Here is a 19,026-nt window from a genome sequence, read left to right on the forward strand (position 1 = left end):
CAATGGCTATCGATTCTACCCAGCAACGATTAGTAGTTAAACGCAGTGTCCAACAGGCTTTTCAGCAGAACTGGCAATTTAAACTTGAGATTGAAGGCCAGCCCACTGACTTTGCGTTGTTTGTGAAAGACGTAACCTATGGGTTATTTACGATTAATACCAACCCCATTTTAACCGGAGCCAGCTTTGTTAATTTACCTCATCAAGCAGAACCAGGATTACTGACCGTCACCCTGCGAGATCACCAAGACCGACGTATTCATCGTTGGTTACTCGATTGGATAGCCAATATAAAGAATCCAGATGGTACCTTAAATCCCCCCTTGCACCCCAAACTGGGTTATGTACGTCAGTTACAACTATTGCAGCTTACTGAACTAAATAATGAGCAATTAATTAACACTTTTTTAGTGTATCCCAATCAGGCTGGTGAAATTACTGAGTCTTATACTGAGCCTGGATTTTTAGAATTTTCCGTGACCTTTACGAAGTTTCGATAATATGCATTATTTCGCCCCCCTACCCCGTCCAAGCCAACCAGAATTAACGATCCGACTAAGAGAAGCGACAGTAAAAGATATGCTGGCAATTGCCGATACGCAGCCAGAACTAGAAGAGCACATCACCACGGAGTATTTAAATCAATTACAGGCCCCTGAAACCTACAGTGATGCACGCCAATGGACCGGGGATGACAGACGCCTGGCGGTGTATTGGTATGCCCTGCACACCTTGCCGGATACTCAAATGACCCTGGATTACACCTGCCCCCGTTGTGATAAAGCGCTAAGCTACCGCTTGGATTGTCGGGATTTGGCTGATAGCAGTACAACACTTAAAGGTAAGCCTTATCGAGAAGCTGTGTTTAAAGGAGAAGTATTGCATATTAAACCACTGACCGGTAAAGCGTTAGAACAATTAGAACACATAAAACTCGCTCTGCATCCGTTAGATAATCACACCGCTGAATACCGACACAAAAAAGCGGAATTACCATTATCTGAAATAACCTATTGTCTGGATTTTGTTGAGCTGAATTTAGAGGGTGACGCCAAAAAACAATGGTTATTACAATTAACCGCGAGTGAGTTTACCCAATTAAAACAACTGATCAGTGAAAAACTCGCTGAATTACAACATGGCTTGCCGTCAGTCATGCATGAAGGCCAACTGCAATTAACCACTCAAGTGCCGAGTTGTGATTGTGAGACGCAAAAAAATAATGACGAGTTAACCTTATTTTTTCCCTTTCGGGATTACTTCCAGTTGCCAGATATATAGCCTAACAGGCTGGCATATTTTATTAGCCAATTTATGTTTACGAGGCCAACAAAATTTAGGGGATTTACTCGCCTGTGATGTTTCGACGGTAATTAAATTACATGACCAGCTCCAACAACGAAACCAACGCCGCGGCTAATACAACTCTGGTCGCTGCCACACCGGTACTTGAAGCCGAATCACCGAATACTGTCTTATCGCCGTGGGACAGTGAAATTGTCGACTTATTGGAGGAGGTAGCACAGAATACGGAAGGGTTAACGAATGAAGTATCCGTACAGGTTACCGAGCCAACAGCTGAAACAACTAGCCCGGTAATACTACCTGTAGTCGAGCAAGCAACGTCAATGACAGTAGTACCTGAAGCGGCTCAGCTATCGGCACCCTCTACTGTCACCCTGCAAGAAAACCAGCCACAACCCGAGGTTGTAGCCGCAACACCTGCCGAAGCAGGTCAACATAGTCTGGCAGGACTACAGGCCATTCATTCTACGTCAGATGAAGCACAAACAACACCTATCGCCACAAATGAAAATACAACAGCTGCCAATACGAGTGCTAACACGACTCGTCAAAGTACACCGATTCGGTTAGCTAACGGTCAGTTTGCCAGTCGTGCACAGCTCAGCACCCAATTCGGTAAGTTGCAGGCTTCAATGGGATCCCATCAAGGGGATTTAACCGGCTATGCATTGGGTGGTGGGTTATGGTCAGTGGCTAAAGAAACCATGGGGTTTATGCACCACGCCCAGGGGTTATTTAATCGTGTCCGCAGGGATCGTGCGAATACAAACTCAACTCAAAATAGAACAAATAGCCGCGCAAGCCGGCCCAACCGCCAAGCAGCCAATACAACACAGGCGACCACCACCAATAGAGAAAATACGACACATTCCAATACGACTCAGGCAGAAAATACCGCAAGCGTCGCCAATGTCAGCAGTACAACACAGGCTCAGCCTAGTACAACAAATGACCAACGCCCTAATCAACCCGACAGAGCCCAGGCAGCGCCTGTCATACCCCCAGCTTCTGAAACACCACAGTTGTCGGCGGGACAGCAACAACAGGCAGAAGTGCAAGCGCAGGTACACCAAAGCCAGCAACAGCAACTCGTCAGTGATCAATTGGAACGGCAAACATTTTCGTTAATTTCTGAGGAAAGAAATACCCAGCAGTTGCTGCAGAATATTTCTAGTCAACTCGCACAGCAAGCCAGTTGTTGTTGTAGAAGTGATGGGTTGGATACAGATCAACGGTCGGATGATCAAGACAACAATCGTCGTCGTAATAATCGTCGCCGTCGTTGGTTACCCAAGCTTGGGAAACTTGCCAAATTCGGAGGACCCGTAGCAGGTATCGTGACTGCCGCAACGACTTATGGAGCCTTACAAAATCGTGAGGATTTATCAGTGCCCCAAAAAGTGGTTCAGGTTGGTGCCTCAACCACGGGGACAATGGGAGGTGCCGCTGCAGGGGCTATGGCGGGAGCCTCACTGGGTAGTGTAGTGCCATTGCTAGGGACAACCGTGGGCGGATTGATTGGTGGCATTATTGGTGGAGTGGCTGGTAACTGGTTAGGTGATCTAGCTGGCCAGACTGCCAGTGATTATTTAGCTGAAAAAGAAAAACCGACTACAGCTGCCGTATCTGTGTTGGACATCCCAAAAGCTGGAGCTCAAACTATTGAGGTAGATCATTCAGAATTACAGTTTAAAGATACAGACAAGCTGGTGGTGAATACTGCGACCACCAGCCAACATCAGGGTAGGATTAGCTCTACTACTATAGCAGAACCTATCGCGGCTGATGTGAATCAGCATTCTTCCCCCGTTGATCCAGCGCCACTCAATATTTACGACAGGCCAAGTACAGCAGTTGAAGGCCATGATTATATCAATACAGCAGTGGCTAATTCCCCTTCACCCACTATAACACTAGACGAACAAAAACTCGGGCAAGCTTTAGCAAAATCACTGCAGCAATTCCCCACTACACGAGCGGTGCAGCCAACCGCTATGTCTAGCTCAGCCTCGCCTGAGTTTTCGTCGATACCCACAGAATTTGATGACGTGGTATTAACCCTGATGAGTCACGACCGGATTTAACTGTGCAAGCACTGGATCATTTACTGTCAGTTTCTGCCGATGGATTAACCATTCATCATGATAGCCAGGCCATTCACAACAATGTGCAAGAATGGTTTGCTAATGCGCAATTTACGATTGCTGACAACCCGGCGTGGGGGCATAACCTGTCGCCTTTTCGGTTCGCGCCACAAAGTGAAGATACGGCTGTTGCCTTAGAAATCAGTATTGTGAAAAAACTCAGTCAGGATGTAGAGTGGTTATCGATTCAAGGGATCCGGGTCAGCTGGCCTGCAATTGATGTTATGCAGGTGGTGATACGTCACCAGATGGGTACAACTAACCTGCAACTGTCGAATAAGGAATTATAATGTCCCTGGATAATCACCAAGCCGCTTTAAATGAATTTATTCGAATTATTGAACAGCAACCGGCATTGCAACCTTTAGCCCGTTCCCAAGTCATGCAAGGGCTGAATATTTTTCAGAATTTAGCCTTATCGTATGCGCTGCATCGAGTCGAACGCGCTCACCAGGAAAGTTATTTATCAACCGCCCTTAACCGGTCGAGTATTTTAGCCTTGGCCGAAGATCGACAATATTTACCGACTCGTCCGACACCGTCTCAAGGGAAAGCCACCATTATCAATAACAGCGCTGAAACGGTTGGGCTACCAGCAGGCCTGGCGCTGTTATCAGAACAACAACTGCATTATCAATTGGTTGAAGGTATCAAAATACCCACCAATAGCCGTGCAACCGTTGCCATTACCCAGCTAAAACAACAGCAACTGACGTTTACGATTGCAGAAGAAAAACCGTTCATTGAGTTATTACTGGAAACCGCCTTAAGTACCACCATCCATCAATTACAGGTCTGGGTAGATGAAGGTGAAGGGCCACAGGAGTGGCAACAGGCTCGATTATTTAGAAACACCAACGGCGATAGCCTGGTATACGACGAGTTTTACACCCATACCGATCAAGTCGGCATTCGGTTGGGTAATGGGATTTTTGGGAAAATTCCGGCACGGAATGCAACGGTAACGATTGCACTGCAACTGACTGAAGGACAAACCACTTTAATGCCCAATCAACCGTTATTTCCGCTGCAATCGGGGATTGCCAACGACCTCGAAATAATTACCGCGGATGTCATCGAAGGTGGCCGTCCAGGTGAAAGCATAGAAGCCATTAGACGTAATGCATTGTATTACCCGCTCTATAACGAAAATAAAGTGTGGGATGATGATTATGTATTTTTTATCAAGCGCAATCATCCCAATGTATTGTGGTGCAATGTGTGGGGCGAGCAAGAAGCGGAAGCCATGCATGGTACACCTAATGTGGATTTTATTAATAAAATTTTTATTTGTGTGTATGCACCCGATGACGAGGCCATTGGCGATAAAATATTGGCTTCATTACAAGCCGTGCCCCAACTTAACCGCCGCTATGAGTTAGTCAAACGTAACGATGTGAGCTTTGCCGTCAACATTAAAGGCACGCTTCATCGATCAGTGGTGCTCAGTGAAGCCAGGCAGAAAATACAACAATTACTCATTCAACATTATGATAAGCACTCACCACTAAAGCGGGAAAAAGCCCAGGTAAGAGATTTCTATCGATTAATGAATAACCTGGGAATTTTTGATCAACATGCCGATATTGAGATCAATATTGATGGTCCAGCAGAGCCAAAAAACCTAACAGAAATGTTATTTATTGATATAGATAAAACCATGGCAGGATTATTGTTAAATTACTGACCACAATAAATTAGCAATGTCTGATCTTAAATATGGTTATTTGTTAATAGCTAATTATTGTTGAAAATGATCAATTTTTATCAATACTTTCTTTTACAAATTCACTTGCCTAAAGCAAAGAAGTGGCTATCTATTAAACAAAAAAATAATAGTTGCATTATAGCTTGCTTATTCTAAAGTATTTAACTTACACTCTGCATCATTTACTGGCAGAAGTATTAACTTTACGTTAATACTTGATTATTTTATTGATAGGAAAATTTTTTATTTTAATTACTGACAGCAACTGACACCTGTTAGTTAAACAATTTATGCTCAATTAGTTAACAATTATAAATATGTCATTAAACAATCTGAATGTCAGAAGGAAAATATCGATGAAGCATTCTAGTTTAATTATTGCTACTACTTTAGCGCTCCCCTGCTTTGCAAAACCGCTCTTAACAGACGTTAGGTCTTATTACGCATTAAGTGCAAATGATGACGCGATTGAGTACCACTATGAACATCATGAAGCCAGGAATGAGAAAGCGATAGAAAGCTATCATTGGAGCAAAAAAGAAAATGTATCCGATCAGGGCGCAGAAGCTGAGCAAACTTTAGATGTCACAGCCACTTATAAAGGCCCCTATTCAGGCCAAGCCAGTATAAAGTGTGGTCAATCTTATAGTAAACCTTCCCCTACGGGACACTACGGCAAGCTTCTATGTAGCAGTCGTTGGTATTATCTTTTTACCTCTAAAACTGATGGCAAAGTCCGTTTGAGCATGACAGCCGATGTTGAAAAACAGTCTGCTCCAGAAGATGCCTGGAAAGTGTATTATGGGTATGGCTTAGCCAACGTGCGAAACGGCTCAATTTCGCATAATAATGGTAAGTTTGTTGATAATCGCTCTAGTGTCACAGGAACAGTTGTACCAGGGATGAACAATATTGAGTTTAAAGTAGGGCGCAATAATTCCGGCGGGATTGCAACTCAGCAAGCAAAAACCCATTACACCTTACATTGGTCAGTCGAAGCAGCTTCATACCGCTTAGATGCTGAGCGAAATTCCGATACGCTTGTTAATGCCGATACAATAAAGGTTGATGGAAATACCTTATATCAAATGCAAGGCCAACAACGCTGGACCAGTCAGTTATTACCGGTCGATACGGCACTAGCCTACCAACTGTCAGGGCGCTTTAAATCAACTGGAAGTCAAGCATCCAAGATCTATTTTGGCCTAGAAAGCTACGATGAAAACTACAATCGGATTGACTCACAACATGTCAACCGAGCTGGGACTGATGGCTTAGTAGAACAAATGACTGATAGTGTGGTGTATTTTAAAAACCCTGTTACTGGTTGGGCCAGCAGCGATACACCTGCTTATAAACGCTCAATCGGCGTTTATCTGGATGGCAATATCAACAAAAAGCCTGACTATCTCATTCATAGTGATGAAAGTAGCGCGGATCCTGAAAAAGGTGGCTATAAACTAGTTGACGACTACAGTATTCACTTAAACCAGGCTTTACCAGAGGATATGTTGGCGAAGGTTCAACCTGGCGTCACAGTACTGAAAAACCACCAAAAAAGTAGCTCTCATATTTATATTGCCAGTGGTGAAGTCCCTCAAGAGTGGACAACTTATACCCGTCAACTGCAGGGGACTATCTGGCAAAACAGCCATGATCATTTTAGACCAGGTACACGTTATGTGAAGATCTATGTCGCAGGAAACTGGGGACAAGGGGAAACAATGCAGTTTGATGACCTGGTGCTAAAACAGGTTAATGAGGAATAAACCGCTATTTAAGTTCATTTAGAGGCAGAAGTCGTACTCTGCCTCTCACGCTAAATAAGACATATATATCAAGTTGTGCCACTTCATGATCAATAGGTACAATAATATTACTTAGCCCCATTGATTTAACGGCATCCACCCCATCAAATTCTGCAAATATGGCAAAGTCAACTCGGCCTTTTTGCACCATTTTCATCATTAAATAATGGCTTTTTATCTGGGTTAGATTAAGGTTTTCTCTATCAAAACGGTCAAATTCATCTCCATAACTTCCTCCGAAGGGACGTACACCACTCTTACCTATTCGATCTACCAATGACGAGAAGAGAAACTGGTTATCAACGTGCACAAACCGCTTTATGTGGTCTTGAAATATCGGTGCGCTGTAAACAAATAACTTTTCTCGTTTTTTATTAAAAAGGCTCCAAAAATAGCATCAATTTTATTTTTCAATAGGTCGTCCATGGCTCTCTTCCAAGGGCGTACAGATGCTGATACAAGCTCAATGTTTAATGGTTCTACAGCCGCTTGCATAATTTCATGGATAATCCCCTCATCATCAATATAAGAAATCGGCTGCCATGCATTGGCTCCAGCATAAGTAAGGCAGTTACAAGCCTCGTTAGCAAAAGTCTTTGCGGGTTATTACTATTTGAGATAACAATCGACTTTAATTTCAACCTATTTCACAAATAAATATAAATATATGTCCCAAAAATATTGAGCACGACAAAATTCTGATTGTTTTGCGAACAAAATCTAAAACCAACGTTCGATTATGGTTATTATTCACCCACTTTTTTATACAGTGGAGAATTAAAGCCATGAACTTCAAGCACTCATTAACGGCATTAGCAGCCGCAATATCAGTAACAGCAGGAACGGCTTCTGCCTATAGTGAACTTGATGCGAATGCAGATAAATTCGATAAAACAGTACACTCTTATCTTCAAGAGACTGGTGAAGCAGCAACTGTTCAGGTAATTAACGGAAAAGCTCTTCTTCAAGGTGACATACTTGTTGGTACAGAAGAAGATGTAAAAACATTTGGAATTGAGCCTCTAGTCGTAAGAAAGGCAAATGTTTCTGATACGCCTGACACATATGAGCAAGATGGCGCTTTTATTGCTCGAAGTTCTTGGGGAGGTAAGACAACTTGGCCAAATGGCATCGTTCCTTACGAGTTTGCAGCAGAGTACCCTAAACATCTCCGTGAAAAAATGAAAACTGGGATGAAGTGGATTGAAGAAGTAGCGAATATCAAGTTTATTGAGCGAACAACTGAAAAGAATTATATCCATATTTTTGAAGATGGTGGTGCATACTCTCTACTAGGAATGACAGGTGGCCGCCAACCACTTTCTTACACAGATGGTTATGCTCTGGGAACAACTGCTCATGAGTTAATGCATGCACTTGGTTTTATGCATGAACAGACAAGAAATGACCGGGATGATTACGTTACTATCCACTGGAACAACATATCTGATGACTGGAAAGGACAGTATAGAAAGTTAGGGAGTTATTCACTCAAGCATGGAAGTTATGGTTATGACTACCACTCAATTATGCATTATGGTGGTGGTAGATCAATGTCGACTAAAGATCCTAAATTCCAGCGCGTGATCGGCCAAAGGGAAAAGCTGAGTGAAGGAGACATAAAGGCTTTGCAATCAGCATATGGAAAACCTGAAGCTAAAGTAACTAACACTGCTCCATCCCTATCATTATCTAGTAGTTCAACCTCGTTAGTGGCAGGAAGTAATTATGGGCTTAGAGTGCGTGTGAGCGATGGTGAAACCCAAGCAAGCCAATTAACAGTAACTGCGCAATCAAATAACCAAGCTGTATTGGCTAATTATGATATATCTGTAAAGCCTGGGCGAGATAGCAATGAGCGTTTAGTTATGTTGCAAACTCGACAACAAACCTCAGGTGGTAAGGCTAGCGTTTCAGTTCAAGTTGTAGATGGGCATGGGTATTCAACAAAGCATAATTTTGTGCTTAGTGTTTCTCCCAAAAAAGTAACAGTTACGCCTAAACCAACCAAACCTACTACTACGACTAATGTTAATGCAACTAGAACGAGTAGCTATAAGTCATTTATCACTGAAAGTAACAAAAACCTGTGTTTAGATATTAAAGGTGGAAGTGCAAAGGCATCAGCTTCTGTTGTAGTACAGCCTTGTAAAACACAGTACAGCCAACAATGGGCAACGTTCAGTGATGGTACTATACGGCCTAGACAAACAACTTCACTATGTTTAGATATAAACTCAAAAAACCAAAACTTAACTCAACTAAACAAGTGTAATGGCCAAAATAGCCAAAAATGGAATGTAAATGGAAAGTTCATCAAAAATGCGAGTAGCAACTATTCTGTATTAGATGTTTTTTATTCACATCCATATGGCCAAGGTGCTCATGTTGGAATATGGCCTAAACATGGCTACAACAATCAGCAGTGGAACTTAGGGCAGGAGCCTGTGCAAAAAGTTTCATCTGTAGCGGACGTTTACAAGCACTGTGGTTTTGGTGGCTATAAAGTGAGCTTAAAACCTGGTCGTTATACTTTAAAACAGCTGCAAGCAAAGGGAATGAAAAATGATGATATCTCATCATTAAAAGTAAGTGCTGGATATGAGGTGGTGTTATACCAACATGATCAATTCAACGGATGGAGAAAAACACTTAACTCCGATACTAGCTGCTTCGTTGAATACGGTATAAATGATCACATATCATCTATTGAAGTTCGCAAAAAATAATAGAGAGTAAGAATAAAAGGGGTGCCGTTGCACCCCTTTTTTAAATTTTAACGATAAGATAAGCAGAGAGCCTAATGAAGCAATTAATATTAATTTTATTTGGTTTATCAATTCAGGCAGCTGCTGTTTCAGCAGAGCTCAAGCAAGTATATATTTCGGGTATGATAAACTACTCAAAAGTGGTTGAGTTGCCGAAAAATGCTATTTTTAAAGTTAGACTGGTCGATGCGTCTCTGAGAGATGCGAAGCATAAGGTAATTTCAGAGCAAAGTCTCAAAGTATCAAGTCAGCCGAATTTTTATCAGCTACCAGTAGACATTAAATACATCAATCCATCAAATGATTATGAGGTTGAAGCATTTATTAAAGTTGATGGTACAAGCTGGTTTCTTAATACATCGGTTCAGCCAGTTTTTACAGAAGCAACTCAAGATAAAGCAGATTTAAACTTAGATTTTGTAAAATAATTCAAACTGTCTTAGTTGTGTAATCTTGAGCAGCTGCATGAATGAATCGTTTCCCCTTGGCTAGCATGCGCAGAGTATGGCTCCGCACGCTTGCCGAGTGGACACGTTAAAAGCACTAGAATAAAAATGCCTATAATTCCTTTTATAAGTCAGCAATGGTTGCTTGTTTAACATAGATGATTAACGTATTAGATCAGAGAAGGGCAATAAGCGTATTATTTGTCATGTACTAGTTTTAACTGGTGAACGGTGTCAGGCAATATCAGACAATGGGGCTGACCATAACAAATCCGTGTAATCTCTAAAATCCACTTCCCCATCATTATGACATAACTGGATTCATATCTAGTTTTAGAGCCTCGTTTTTCTTCTAACTCCAATACCGCAAACGAGTGACCTGCTAAGTTTTGTTCATAGGCAGGTTTAACCAGTTTAGTATCGCCTTCAACGGCGATCATCTTTTGATAGTCTAATGCCGTGGTACTCCCTTGCCTGGGCATGGCAGCAATAGCCAGCATATTTGAGGACTGGCCTTTCTGGGCAAACAAAGCTGTATTGTCTTTATCGAGTTTAACAGTGATTAATTGCTGATCTTCTTGGCCTTGATGACGAATTGTTTTTCCACTGTCTAGCTGCCAAGTGTTCGGCAATTTTAAAGTTACTTCAATCGAGTCTAATCCTGATGCGAAAGAAAACGGTATCCAGCCTACTTGCCAGCAAAGCACAACAAATAGTTTAGTTAACAGTGAATTGAGCATTCATAACCCCACCGGCCAATATGACAACATTATTGTTAAGCATAGCAGCGGGGAGAGCATTGCTTAGTTGAGGGGACTAGCTTAAAGCCTTTTTGATCAAAATGCTGGTATTGCAATTAGTATTGATGGGCCTGCAGAGCTACTCAATCTGACAGAAATGTTGTTTGTCGATACGGTTAAAACAATGAGTCAACTAATTTTAACCTATTAGGTTTTACACAAACAGACCCAACTCTAGGCTATCACTTGAACACGTGACAGCCTTTTCAAGATTATTGTAAAATATAACTATTATTTAAATTAAATAGTCTTCAAGATTTTCTAAAAATTGTTTATCTTTTGGCAGAATTTGTTTAAATAAAACATCAATATGATAGCGATATTTTTTTAAAACAATACGTTGAACCTCAGCCATCGTATAAATAGGGTATTTTATCTGATTAATCCTGACATTGATCATCATAGGGAATATTTGTTGAACGCTAAAATATCCAAGTGTTTCGACTAGAGCACCATCCACTGAAATTTTAAGAGTAATGCCAGGTGTAAACGTATTTTCATTTTTATCTTTTATAAGTACTCTCCATCTCACATCATTACTCTGATAAGACTTCGGTTTTAGTGCATAACTAGTATATATATTCATGTTTACACATATCCTTGTGCAACTTAGAAATAAAACAAAATTAACTCAACAAGCTAATAAAAGTATATTTTATTGGCTCCAATTCTCAAAGGAATTAAATTCATAGTGTTTTTCCAGTTAAGTATAAAGTTTAAAACACCACCATTGTTCAATAACCAAGCACTACAAATACACTTTTTTCACTCACTTTTTTCATGGTCTTTAATTGGTCATCTTTATTTATGGTCGATAATGCTTATAATCCGCGCCCTCTAATTTAAGAGAGTAATGAAATGAGAGCCTATTAAACCTGTTAAATTCATAATTAATCAGACACCCACAATCCTTTTTACAAACTAATTTTTTACACAATCAATGAAACATAAAATGAATGTATTTAGTTCTCTTATTATTAGTATAATTGCACTTTCACATATTGCTTCTACTCATGCTTCAACTATCTATGCAGCTTGCGCTTGGAATGATGATTGGGATTGGCTAACAAACTCACAGGATGTGAATGTAGAAGTCAGTGATGATCATATAGATATAAACCATCAGCGTTATTACAACCTCTCTAGCTCACAATATCAGCAGCTTAATAAACAATGTAAAGACCAAAAAGGCGTCAATTATGAGCCAAAGGCTGCAATTTATAGCTTCTGGGGAAGTGATCTATTTCAATTTAATATCGTTGACAGTCTTCAACCCGTCACAACCAGTATTAAAATGACAACTTACACCGAACTCGTCAAAGTTGTGTGTAGTTCAAAAGATAGAAACTATAATGTACATTTAACAAACCCTCACAGCGAGCAAGTCACTGTCTATGGCAGTTGGGTAAAGCTTGATAATGTTGATTACTTTAGAACCACAAGTGCTATGTATCACCAGGTCAATGCAGCGTGTCAAAACCAGTATGGCTCCGGGTATGCTGCACTACCTGAGAAAGCTAACGGTAATATCTCACATCGCTTTTTAATTAGTCGCAATGAAAACTGGCCTTATACCAGTGCCGAATTACGCTTTTACGATTTTAATACATCACAAGATTCCCACTCCGATAGAAATCCGAACTTTAAATACTACGTTCAACCTCGTTTTACCAATATGACTACTTTTGTTTGGGATGAAGCCACTGTTGTCTGTAGACCAGAAAATCAACGGATAGATGATCATGACTGGTCATATATTCGCAACCTGCAAGCATATCCCTATCAGCCCGAAACTATGACTGGAAACTGGGTACAAATAGAGGATGTGGATTATTTAAGTGTTTCAAATACCACTTATCAACACTACAAACGTTTGTGTCAATCTCTCTACTCAACATACGTTCCATTGGTTATCAAAGATGGAAATCCCGATAATGCCTATAATTTATTGGTTACCCAATAGGTGATAACCAACCTCTTTGTCGCCACGGATGGTTCAACACTAGTAGCCTATATTCTATCCAGCGCTTGAGTTTTTAGAGAAGTTTTCAATTGTTCTCATTAGACCAAATACTTAAATACGAATATTTTATTTTATATTGTTAGTTAATTAGGTTAAATCAATGAATAAATTATCTAAAACTTTACTCACTGGTATATTAACATTATGTACTGTTGCTAATGTTTATGCTGACACAGCAAGAGTATATTGTGCAAAGTCAGATGGCAGTCACTGGTACTGGTCCAATTTACTTGCTCTTGGTCAATGGATAGAAAACACTTTGCCTAATGGCTCTTCCGTTCGATACTTTTATATAGTTGAGCCCTTTTATCAACAAATTGCTAGTCATTGTCCACAAGACTATTATGCCCAACCTGATGATCGTGAATCTGATGCTTGGAGATTATTTAAAGTTTATACACTGGACGGTGATGAATATTTTGCTCCAGGCAGTCTTGGCCCCGTTACAAACACAGGGCAGTCACAGGAAATTAGTATTGGAAGTGAGTTTTTAAGCGACATTCGCCTAAAGCAAGGTATCCAACCACTACAACACAATTTAGATAAAATCAGTCGTCTAAATGGCTATAGCTATTCATGGCGTCCTGATAGTATTCAAAGCCATTTAGCTGGCCAAACAGAGTACGGTGTTATTGCTCAAGAAATCCAAGCTGAATTTCCTCATCTAGTCAAACAAGATGTGCAAGGATACTTGCGGGTTGATTATCGAGGTTTAATTCCAGTATTACTGGAGTCGATTAAAGCACTAAAAATAAAAGTAGAAAGGTTAGAATCTCAGCACTAATAGCTTAATTTTCTGCTAGAAGGTCTCTGGGCAGCTAGGCATCAAACTTCCGTATCATTAAATACGAATAGTTTATTTTTACATTGACAATTGATTAGGTTAAATCAATGACTAAATTATCTAAAGCCTTACTCACTGGTATATTAATATTATGTACTATTACTAGTGTTTACGCTGACATCGCGAAAGTTTTCTGTAGTAAGTCGGATGGTAATGACTGGTATTGGTTAACAAACTCACAAAATATTCGGATAAGACTTCCTGGCGAGTGGATAGAAACTACTTTACCCGATGGCTCTTCTTCTCGGTATTTTTATATCATTGAGGAATTTTACCGATTAGTACGAGATAAATGCCAACAAGGTTATTTTCCTCAACCAGCTGAAAGTAGCCTTGATGATTGGTATTTATTTAAAGTACATACATTTAATGGTGAAGAATATTTTGCTCCAGGTAGTCTGGGCCCTATTAGAACAGAACGTCTTATAGAGCCCACTACTGCAAGAGGATTTAGCGATATCCGACTTAAACAAGATATTCAACCGTTGCAAGACAGTTTAGAAAAGATCAACCATGTAAATGGTTACCGCTATCAATGGCGTCCTGATAGTATTCAAAGCCACTTAACAGGCCAAACTGAATACGGTGTTATTGCCCAAGAGATACAACTTGAATTTCCTGAGTTAGTAAAGCCAGATGATAAAGGCTATCTTCGAGTTGACTATCAAGGTCTTGTTCCAGTACTGCTGGAGTCTATTAAAGAGTTAAAGGAGAGGATTGAAGTACTAGAAATTAAGCACTGATAGTACCTTTATAGAGAAAAGGATTTCCTATAATTGATTATTATTGAACCTAGCAAAGATTTTATTAACATATTGTAAATGAGTAACTATATGATCGGCTTAGCTATTAGTTGAATGAACTATAATATATACTAAGGTGGCTTTATTTTTTATTAACTAAATGATTACTTCTGCTCATTATTTTTTTAATTTCTCCACTCTTCCTCATTTTATAAATTGCTGAGTCAAACGCTTGCATAAACTTCATATAATAAGGGTACTTTCCCCCTTCTATTGCTGGCTTAGAATAGCCAATATAGACCGAGTCTTTACCAACAACAGCCCCTTTTTTTAGCAAAGTAGTGCCGTATTTATGATCTTTTAGCCCACCATACACATAATCAAATGCCCTGCCTTCCATTATAATGCAGTCGAAGTTTCGTACAATTAACTGTATAACACTGTCTCTAACTCCTTTAGTTTCTTCATATTTTATTTTGCGTTGTGCCACTAATTGTCTAAATACTGTCCCTCCCCATCCATCGTATCCAGCAACGTTTCCTATTTTTAACCCAAGATAATCATATGGCCAGTTATTCTTTGGTTTTTCCAATACGCTGCTTTGACAGATAGTAATTACCGTTTCAGTATAAAAGGGAAAGGAGTATGGGTATAAATAAGGCCAGTCATGGCCATGGAAGTATGCAGGAGTTAAACCAAACCCTTTTCCTTGCTCCATTATCTTTTTACCACGCTTCCAGGGGATAGGCACCAGTTTTACATTAAAACTTTTCATCCTGGAAAAAGCTGTGTTGAGTATATCAGCATACAAGCCTACAGCTTGGCCATTGGTTTTATAGCTGAATGGACTATAATTCTCATCAATATAGATAGTAACATCTTGCTCACTACCAAATGCAAAGGCTGAAAAAATAAGCGCAAAAGTTAATTCTTTCATTTGCATGAATCAATCACTCACTTTATTAAACCTTAGCAAACAACTGAGCACTTGATCAATTCAGATACATCATAAACTATTCAACATGCTCTTCATAATCAGTTGTTAACTAAATATAGTAAGCTGTTCAAGTTGCGAATATTTATTGCATACCATTGAAACTTATGAGTAAAAACTGGATAACTCGGAACAGATGCCAATCTGTAGTTATAAAAGCCACAGCTGAAATGATGACTTAATAGAAAATGTTATATTAACCTAACAAACCTGTTCTCACAGTAGAGGGAGACTCTATAGCCTGATAATTCATCATTAACCCATCGCCATTATAGCCGTAGTCTAAGAAGTACATAGTATAACTTAGGTTCTTAACTATATGCGATATTAACTTTGACTCAACGAGATTCAGATAAATTTCATTCTGAGGAAAAGTACAAACAGTCACCTTTACTAAACCTGGCAATAAAAAAGTAAGAACATTATTTTTTTATCATCGTTCCTTTCCTTTAATTCATAGTATCCTAACCAAATGATTATTCAGTTAGTGGTATGGCGTGCAACACTGGTTAGTTAATCGGCTTACAGTCAGTAAACAGTCCTCTGAGCGCTGGGTACAGCTGGCCATGGCCCTGGAATTGTTTTGGGATCAGCAATTTACCCCGGCTATTGAACGGGTCGAAAACAGCCGCTCGATTTTTACCGCCAGCCCGGAAGACCTGGAAAAAGCGTTAGCCGATATGGGCAGTTTTTTTGATGTCTTTATGCCCATTGCCGAAACCAATAAACCACTGGCGATTGCCTGGCGTCGGGATGAGTTGCACTACAAAGATACCTCACTGCCCGTGCAATCGATTCTGGCGCGTAACTTCAGTGGGCTAAATACCCGCTGGGAACCCTTGTATGCCAAAGACGCAGAGTCTTATCAACAAGGCACTTTTTATTCAACAGATGAAGTACATGACTTGGGGCATGCGCTGGATGATTATTTTTTAACATCTCGGGGCCGGTTATGGGTTGATCTAGGGCACTTACGGTTATTGCAAATCAGTCGCAGCGAATTCGAAACCATTGTCCGTCAAGAAATAGAGAAGATCCGCCCCACCCACATTGTTTATGAAGGTGAACTATTCCAGCTAAGTATTCATTTCAAAGCAAAACCTGATCGGTTGCTAATTGAAACCCTGAAGACAGAAAGGCCAGCTCATTTAGCTTATCAAGATCAGTTCACAACCCCTCGACTTGATTGGCAAACCATTCAGCAACGAGAGTTAACACCACTCTTACAGTATAACGAAATCCCCTATTTCTGTTTTGATGAGGTACCCGCTGACTATGCCCCGCTTGATACATACGTTGAGAATGTTAATGCATGATAACCAATAACAACACCTGGCAACGCGCCCTGTTGTTGCCCCGTTACTATGAAAAAAATGCCCATTCAATTGCTGGTTTAAGCTCCCAGTTTCAGATTAAGAAATTTCAGTTAGGTCATGACCCTGATTTAATCGATGAAACAACTAGTCCACCTGGCTTGAGAACCTTTGATACCTCGTTAAACCAGTTAGCTAATGTATTTTATGAAGCCCCTTTTAAACCTGGTGACATTGTGTTTGCCAATGGCCGGTTACTGTTTAAATGCGTGATGCCAGAGGGGGCTATTGCCGCACCTGCTAAGTATTCATTAACCGGTTTAATCGATCAGGAAGATGATTTAATCGCCGTGTCATTGGATTTGCCCGATTGGGTTACACCAACCGAAGGGGTACGCATTCACCCGTATATTAATTTCCCAATAGGTTAATTATTTAAAAGGCGATTTATGGTTGACCGTAATAAACAACACCTATAGTTTGATTTTGATAATTTCAATGCCACCGGCTTAAAGCCACTTGTTAAAGCGTTAAAAAAGCGAGATGTGACAGTAAACGATATAGAAGGCAGTAAGCGTGCTGTCCGTAAGTCCGGTGTCCTAACCAAAAAAGCCACCTTGTTTTTAGCGGATGGCCAAAAGCTGATTGTTGAAGCTACCGCCCAGGGGGCTATTTTCCAGGTGAAATTAAATAACCAGGTATTAGCTATTAAAAACGTTGATAACCTGAATAAAGCCGTGAAAGAAATTGCGGGCTTTGTTCATAAAAACTCAAAAAGTTTTCAGGCAAAGCTTAGAAAAATGGCTGAGCGTAAACAGGGTCAGTCCAATAGTGGATCCCGCCAGGCCAAACTGAGTACCCAACAGCAGCTAACCGAAAAACAACAATGCGGAATTAACGACGGAAATTGCCGAGCTACAAAGCCAGACCAATATACAACAAGAAATCCTGGATCAATTAATTCAACCACCGATTGCAGCCTAAATCATGAATAAACTACAGATTCACTTGGATTATGACCCTCTCGCAAAGGGGTTTGATAGCATTACGTTAGAAGAGTGGTTTGACCAGCTTTCAACAGTGGATAGCCTCGACTTATTAACAGAGCCTTTACCCTTACAGGTACTGGATGATGCCTTCTATCCAGAGGATAAGCCTTCTTTAATTCTGGATATGGTATCCGCCAAATACCAGCGACTGCCCAGAACACTCGCCGCCTTGCGTCGTGTCATCCAAAAAAAGCTGGCAACACTAGACGGTATAGCTGGAAAATCATAAAGTGACATGGCTACTCTCATCATAAAGCGTGCTATCAGTGAGTATAGGGTCATCCATTCTATGCCACATTATAGATTTCCAGCTATAACCTGGTAATTGGTGATGCCACGATCAGCAAACCCCGTAAAAATAAATTATTTGCCACCGTCACCGCCCAATTTATTTGCAGTGACGGTCAAACCTTATCAGCGCAATTTCATGCCCCCGATAAAGATCCCCTTGTCGTCAATCAAAACGACACCCTAATCGCTTATCGATGGTTATTAAATAAGCGGGACATTACCCACATAGTGTCGGCTAAACAGAATGGGAGTACGTTAACAGATATCAGTTTGGATGAGCTCGCTCTTAAACTGGCTCAATTGATCAGTGGTAATTCCGCTAAATTCATTGAGCGCCAGCAACAGCTAAAACAAGCCCAAGCCGAACTACAGGCCGCAGATGACGAGCTAACCTCCCTGGAAACTCAAGCCACGGAATTAACGACGCAAATTGCAGAACAGCAGCAAAAACACCAGGACTTGGAAGAGGAGAACCAAACGTTGACTGCCCAACGAGACGAGTTAAAAAAACTACTGGAAGAAATGCTTGCGGAAATTGAAGCCGCCAATGATGGGGACAATACCCCAACAGATGAAGACGACGAAGAGCAATGCCTGGTTAAAATCCTCGAAGATATTTTAGAGGGTAAATACGATCACTTAGGTTCATTTGGTATTTTCGATACGTTAGAACCACCTGCAGATCGATTAATTGAAATGGGGCTTGCTGAAAAATATACCAGTCGCGAATCATTTCTAGGTTCAATAATACAGCATCATGTGTATAATCCACTGTTATGAGAGGATTTGA

The 19,026-nt window shown here is 40.5% G+C and carries 19 protein-coding genes and 1 pseudogene; 16 read left to right on the forward strand and 4 right to left on the reverse strand.

What is annotated here, in order from left to right:
* Positions 1-2: 2 nt before the first annotated feature.
* The 6 genes from ORQ98_RS24235 (at position 3) to ORQ98_RS24260 (ending at position 6,926) form a co-directional block, all read left to right on the forward strand.
* Positions 3-500, forward strand: coding sequence for a hypothetical protein (locus ORQ98_RS24235; protein ID WP_274691402.1), 498 nt, complete (start codon positions 3-5; stop codon positions 498-500).
* Position 501: 1 nt separating this feature from the next.
* Positions 502-1,281 carry a hypothetical protein gene (locus ORQ98_RS24240; RefSeq protein WP_274691403.1) on the forward strand — a complete coding sequence of 260 codons (780 nt, stop codon included), beginning with the start codon at positions 502-504 and terminating at the stop codon, positions 1,279-1,281.
* Between the two features lie 101 nt (positions 1,282-1,382).
* Positions 1,383-3,389, forward strand: a complete 2,007-nt coding sequence (locus ORQ98_RS24245; protein ID WP_274691404.1) for a hypothetical protein — start codon at positions 1,383-1,385, stop codon at positions 3,387-3,389.
* A 2-nt stretch (positions 3,390-3,391) separates the two neighbouring features.
* Positions 3,392-3,739: a hypothetical protein gene (locus tag ORQ98_RS24250; protein WP_274691405.1), complete on the forward strand. Its 348-nt coding sequence runs from the start codon at positions 3,392-3,394 to the stop codon at positions 3,737-3,739.
* A complete protein-coding gene (locus tag ORQ98_RS24255; RefSeq protein WP_274691406.1) occupies positions 3,739-5,136 on the forward strand; it encodes a baseplate J/gp47 family protein in 1,398 nt (465 codons plus the stop codon). The genes ORQ98_RS24250 and ORQ98_RS24255 overlap by 1 nt, the downstream gene beginning before the upstream one ends.
* Positions 5,137-5,513: 377 nt before the next feature.
* Positions 5,514-6,926, forward strand: coding sequence for a hypothetical protein (locus ORQ98_RS24260; RefSeq protein WP_274691407.1), 1,413 nt, complete (start codon positions 5,514-5,516; stop codon positions 6,924-6,926).
* Between the two features lie 4 nt (positions 6,927-6,930).
* On the opposite strand, the gene ORQ98_RS24265 is transcribed toward ORQ98_RS24260, so the two are convergent.
* Entirely contained in the window at positions 6,931-7,275 is a 345-nt protein-coding gene (locus ORQ98_RS24265; protein WP_274691408.1) for a hypothetical protein, read from the reverse strand.
* A gap of 475 nt (positions 7,276-7,750) precedes the next feature.
* Between ORQ98_RS24265 and ORQ98_RS24270 the strand changes: the two genes are divergently transcribed.
* Together ORQ98_RS24270 and ORQ98_RS24275 are read left to right on the forward strand one after the other, a co-directional pair.
* A complete protein-coding gene (locus ORQ98_RS24270) occupies positions 7,751-9,694 on the forward strand; it encodes a M12 family metallopeptidase (RefSeq protein ID WP_274691409.1) in 1,944 nt (647 codons plus the stop codon).
* Positions 9,695-9,768: 74 nt separating this feature from the next.
* Entirely contained in the window at positions 9,769-10,161 is a 393-nt protein-coding gene (locus ORQ98_RS24275; protein WP_274691410.1) for a YbaY family lipoprotein, read from the forward strand.
* 215 nt (positions 10,162-10,376) lie between these two features.
* Here ORQ98_RS24275 and ORQ98_RS24280 read toward each other — a convergent pair whose 3' ends face one another.
* Together ORQ98_RS24280 and ORQ98_RS24285 are read right to left on the reverse strand one after the other, a co-directional pair.
* Positions 10,377-10,919 carry a hypothetical protein gene (locus ORQ98_RS24280; protein WP_274691411.1) on the reverse strand — a complete coding sequence of 181 codons (543 nt, stop codon included), beginning with the start codon at positions 10,917-10,919 and terminating at the stop codon, positions 10,377-10,379.
* Between the two features lie 295 nt (positions 10,920-11,214).
* On the reverse strand, positions 11,215-11,565 hold the full coding sequence (locus ORQ98_RS24285) for a hypothetical protein (RefSeq protein ID WP_274691412.1): 351 nt from the start codon (positions 11,563-11,565) through the stop codon (positions 11,215-11,217).
* A gap of 366 nt (positions 11,566-11,931) precedes the next feature.
* On the opposite strand from ORQ98_RS24285, the gene ORQ98_RS24290 reads away from it, so the two are divergent.
* The 3 genes from ORQ98_RS24290 (at position 11,932) to ORQ98_RS24300 (ending at position 14,589) form a co-directional block, all read left to right on the forward strand.
* A complete protein-coding gene (locus ORQ98_RS24290) occupies positions 11,932-12,942 on the forward strand; it encodes a hypothetical protein (protein ID WP_274691413.1) in 1,011 nt (336 codons plus the stop codon).
* A gap of 160 nt (positions 12,943-13,102) precedes the next feature.
* Positions 13,103-13,786 (forward strand): tail fiber domain-containing protein, encoded by a 684-nt coding sequence (locus tag ORQ98_RS24295; RefSeq protein WP_274691414.1) that lies wholly within the window; start codon positions 13,103-13,105, stop codon positions 13,784-13,786.
* Between the two features lie 107 nt (positions 13,787-13,893).
* Positions 13,894-14,589 (forward strand): tail fiber domain-containing protein, encoded by a 696-nt coding sequence (locus tag ORQ98_RS24300; protein ID WP_274691415.1) that lies wholly within the window; start codon positions 13,894-13,896, stop codon positions 14,587-14,589.
* 142 nt (positions 14,590-14,731) lie between these two features.
* Here the strand turns inward: ORQ98_RS24300 and ORQ98_RS24305 are convergent, their stop codons facing one another.
* Positions 14,732-15,526, reverse strand: a complete 795-nt coding sequence (locus ORQ98_RS24305; RefSeq protein ID WP_274691416.1) for a substrate-binding periplasmic protein — start codon at positions 15,524-15,526, stop codon at positions 14,732-14,734.
* A 554-nt stretch (positions 15,527-16,080) separates the two neighbouring features.
* On the opposite strand from ORQ98_RS24305, the gene ORQ98_RS24310 reads away from it, so the two are divergent.
* The 5 genes and pseudogenes from ORQ98_RS24310 to ORQ98_RS24330 all read left to right on the forward strand — a co-directional run bounded on the left by ORQ98_RS24310 (position 16,081) and on the right by ORQ98_RS24330 (position 19,016).
* Entirely contained in the window at positions 16,081-16,899 is an 819-nt protein-coding gene (locus ORQ98_RS24310) for a hypothetical protein (protein ID WP_274691417.1), read from the forward strand.
* The gene (locus ORQ98_RS24315) at positions 16,896-17,327 is read left to right on the forward strand and encodes a hypothetical protein (RefSeq protein WP_274691418.1); all 432 of its coding nucleotides are present in this window, start codon (positions 16,896-16,898) and stop codon (positions 17,325-17,327) included. The genes ORQ98_RS24310 and ORQ98_RS24315 overlap by 4 nt, the downstream gene beginning before the upstream one ends.
* 75 nt (positions 17,328-17,402) lie before the next feature.
* Positions 17,403-17,891, forward strand: a pseudogene (locus ORQ98_RS24320) (defense against restriction DarA-related protein); the annotation flags it as partial.
* Positions 17,884-18,174 carry a hypothetical protein gene (locus tag ORQ98_RS24325; RefSeq protein WP_274691419.1) on the forward strand — a complete coding sequence of 97 codons (291 nt, stop codon included), beginning with the start codon at positions 17,884-17,886 and terminating at the stop codon, positions 18,172-18,174. The pseudogene ORQ98_RS24320 and the gene ORQ98_RS24325, both read left to right, overlap by 8 nt.
* Positions 18,175-18,269: 95 nt before the next feature.
* A complete protein-coding gene (locus tag ORQ98_RS24330; RefSeq protein ID WP_274691420.1) occupies positions 18,270-19,016 on the forward strand; it encodes a defense against restriction DarA-related protein in 747 nt (248 codons plus the stop codon).
* The last annotated feature ends 10 nt before the right edge of the window (positions 19,017-19,026 follow it).

The organism is Spartinivicinus poritis, from assembly GCF_028858535.1.
GTDB classification, from domain to species: domain Bacteria; phylum Pseudomonadota; class Gammaproteobacteria; order Pseudomonadales; family Zooshikellaceae; genus Spartinivicinus; species Spartinivicinus poritis.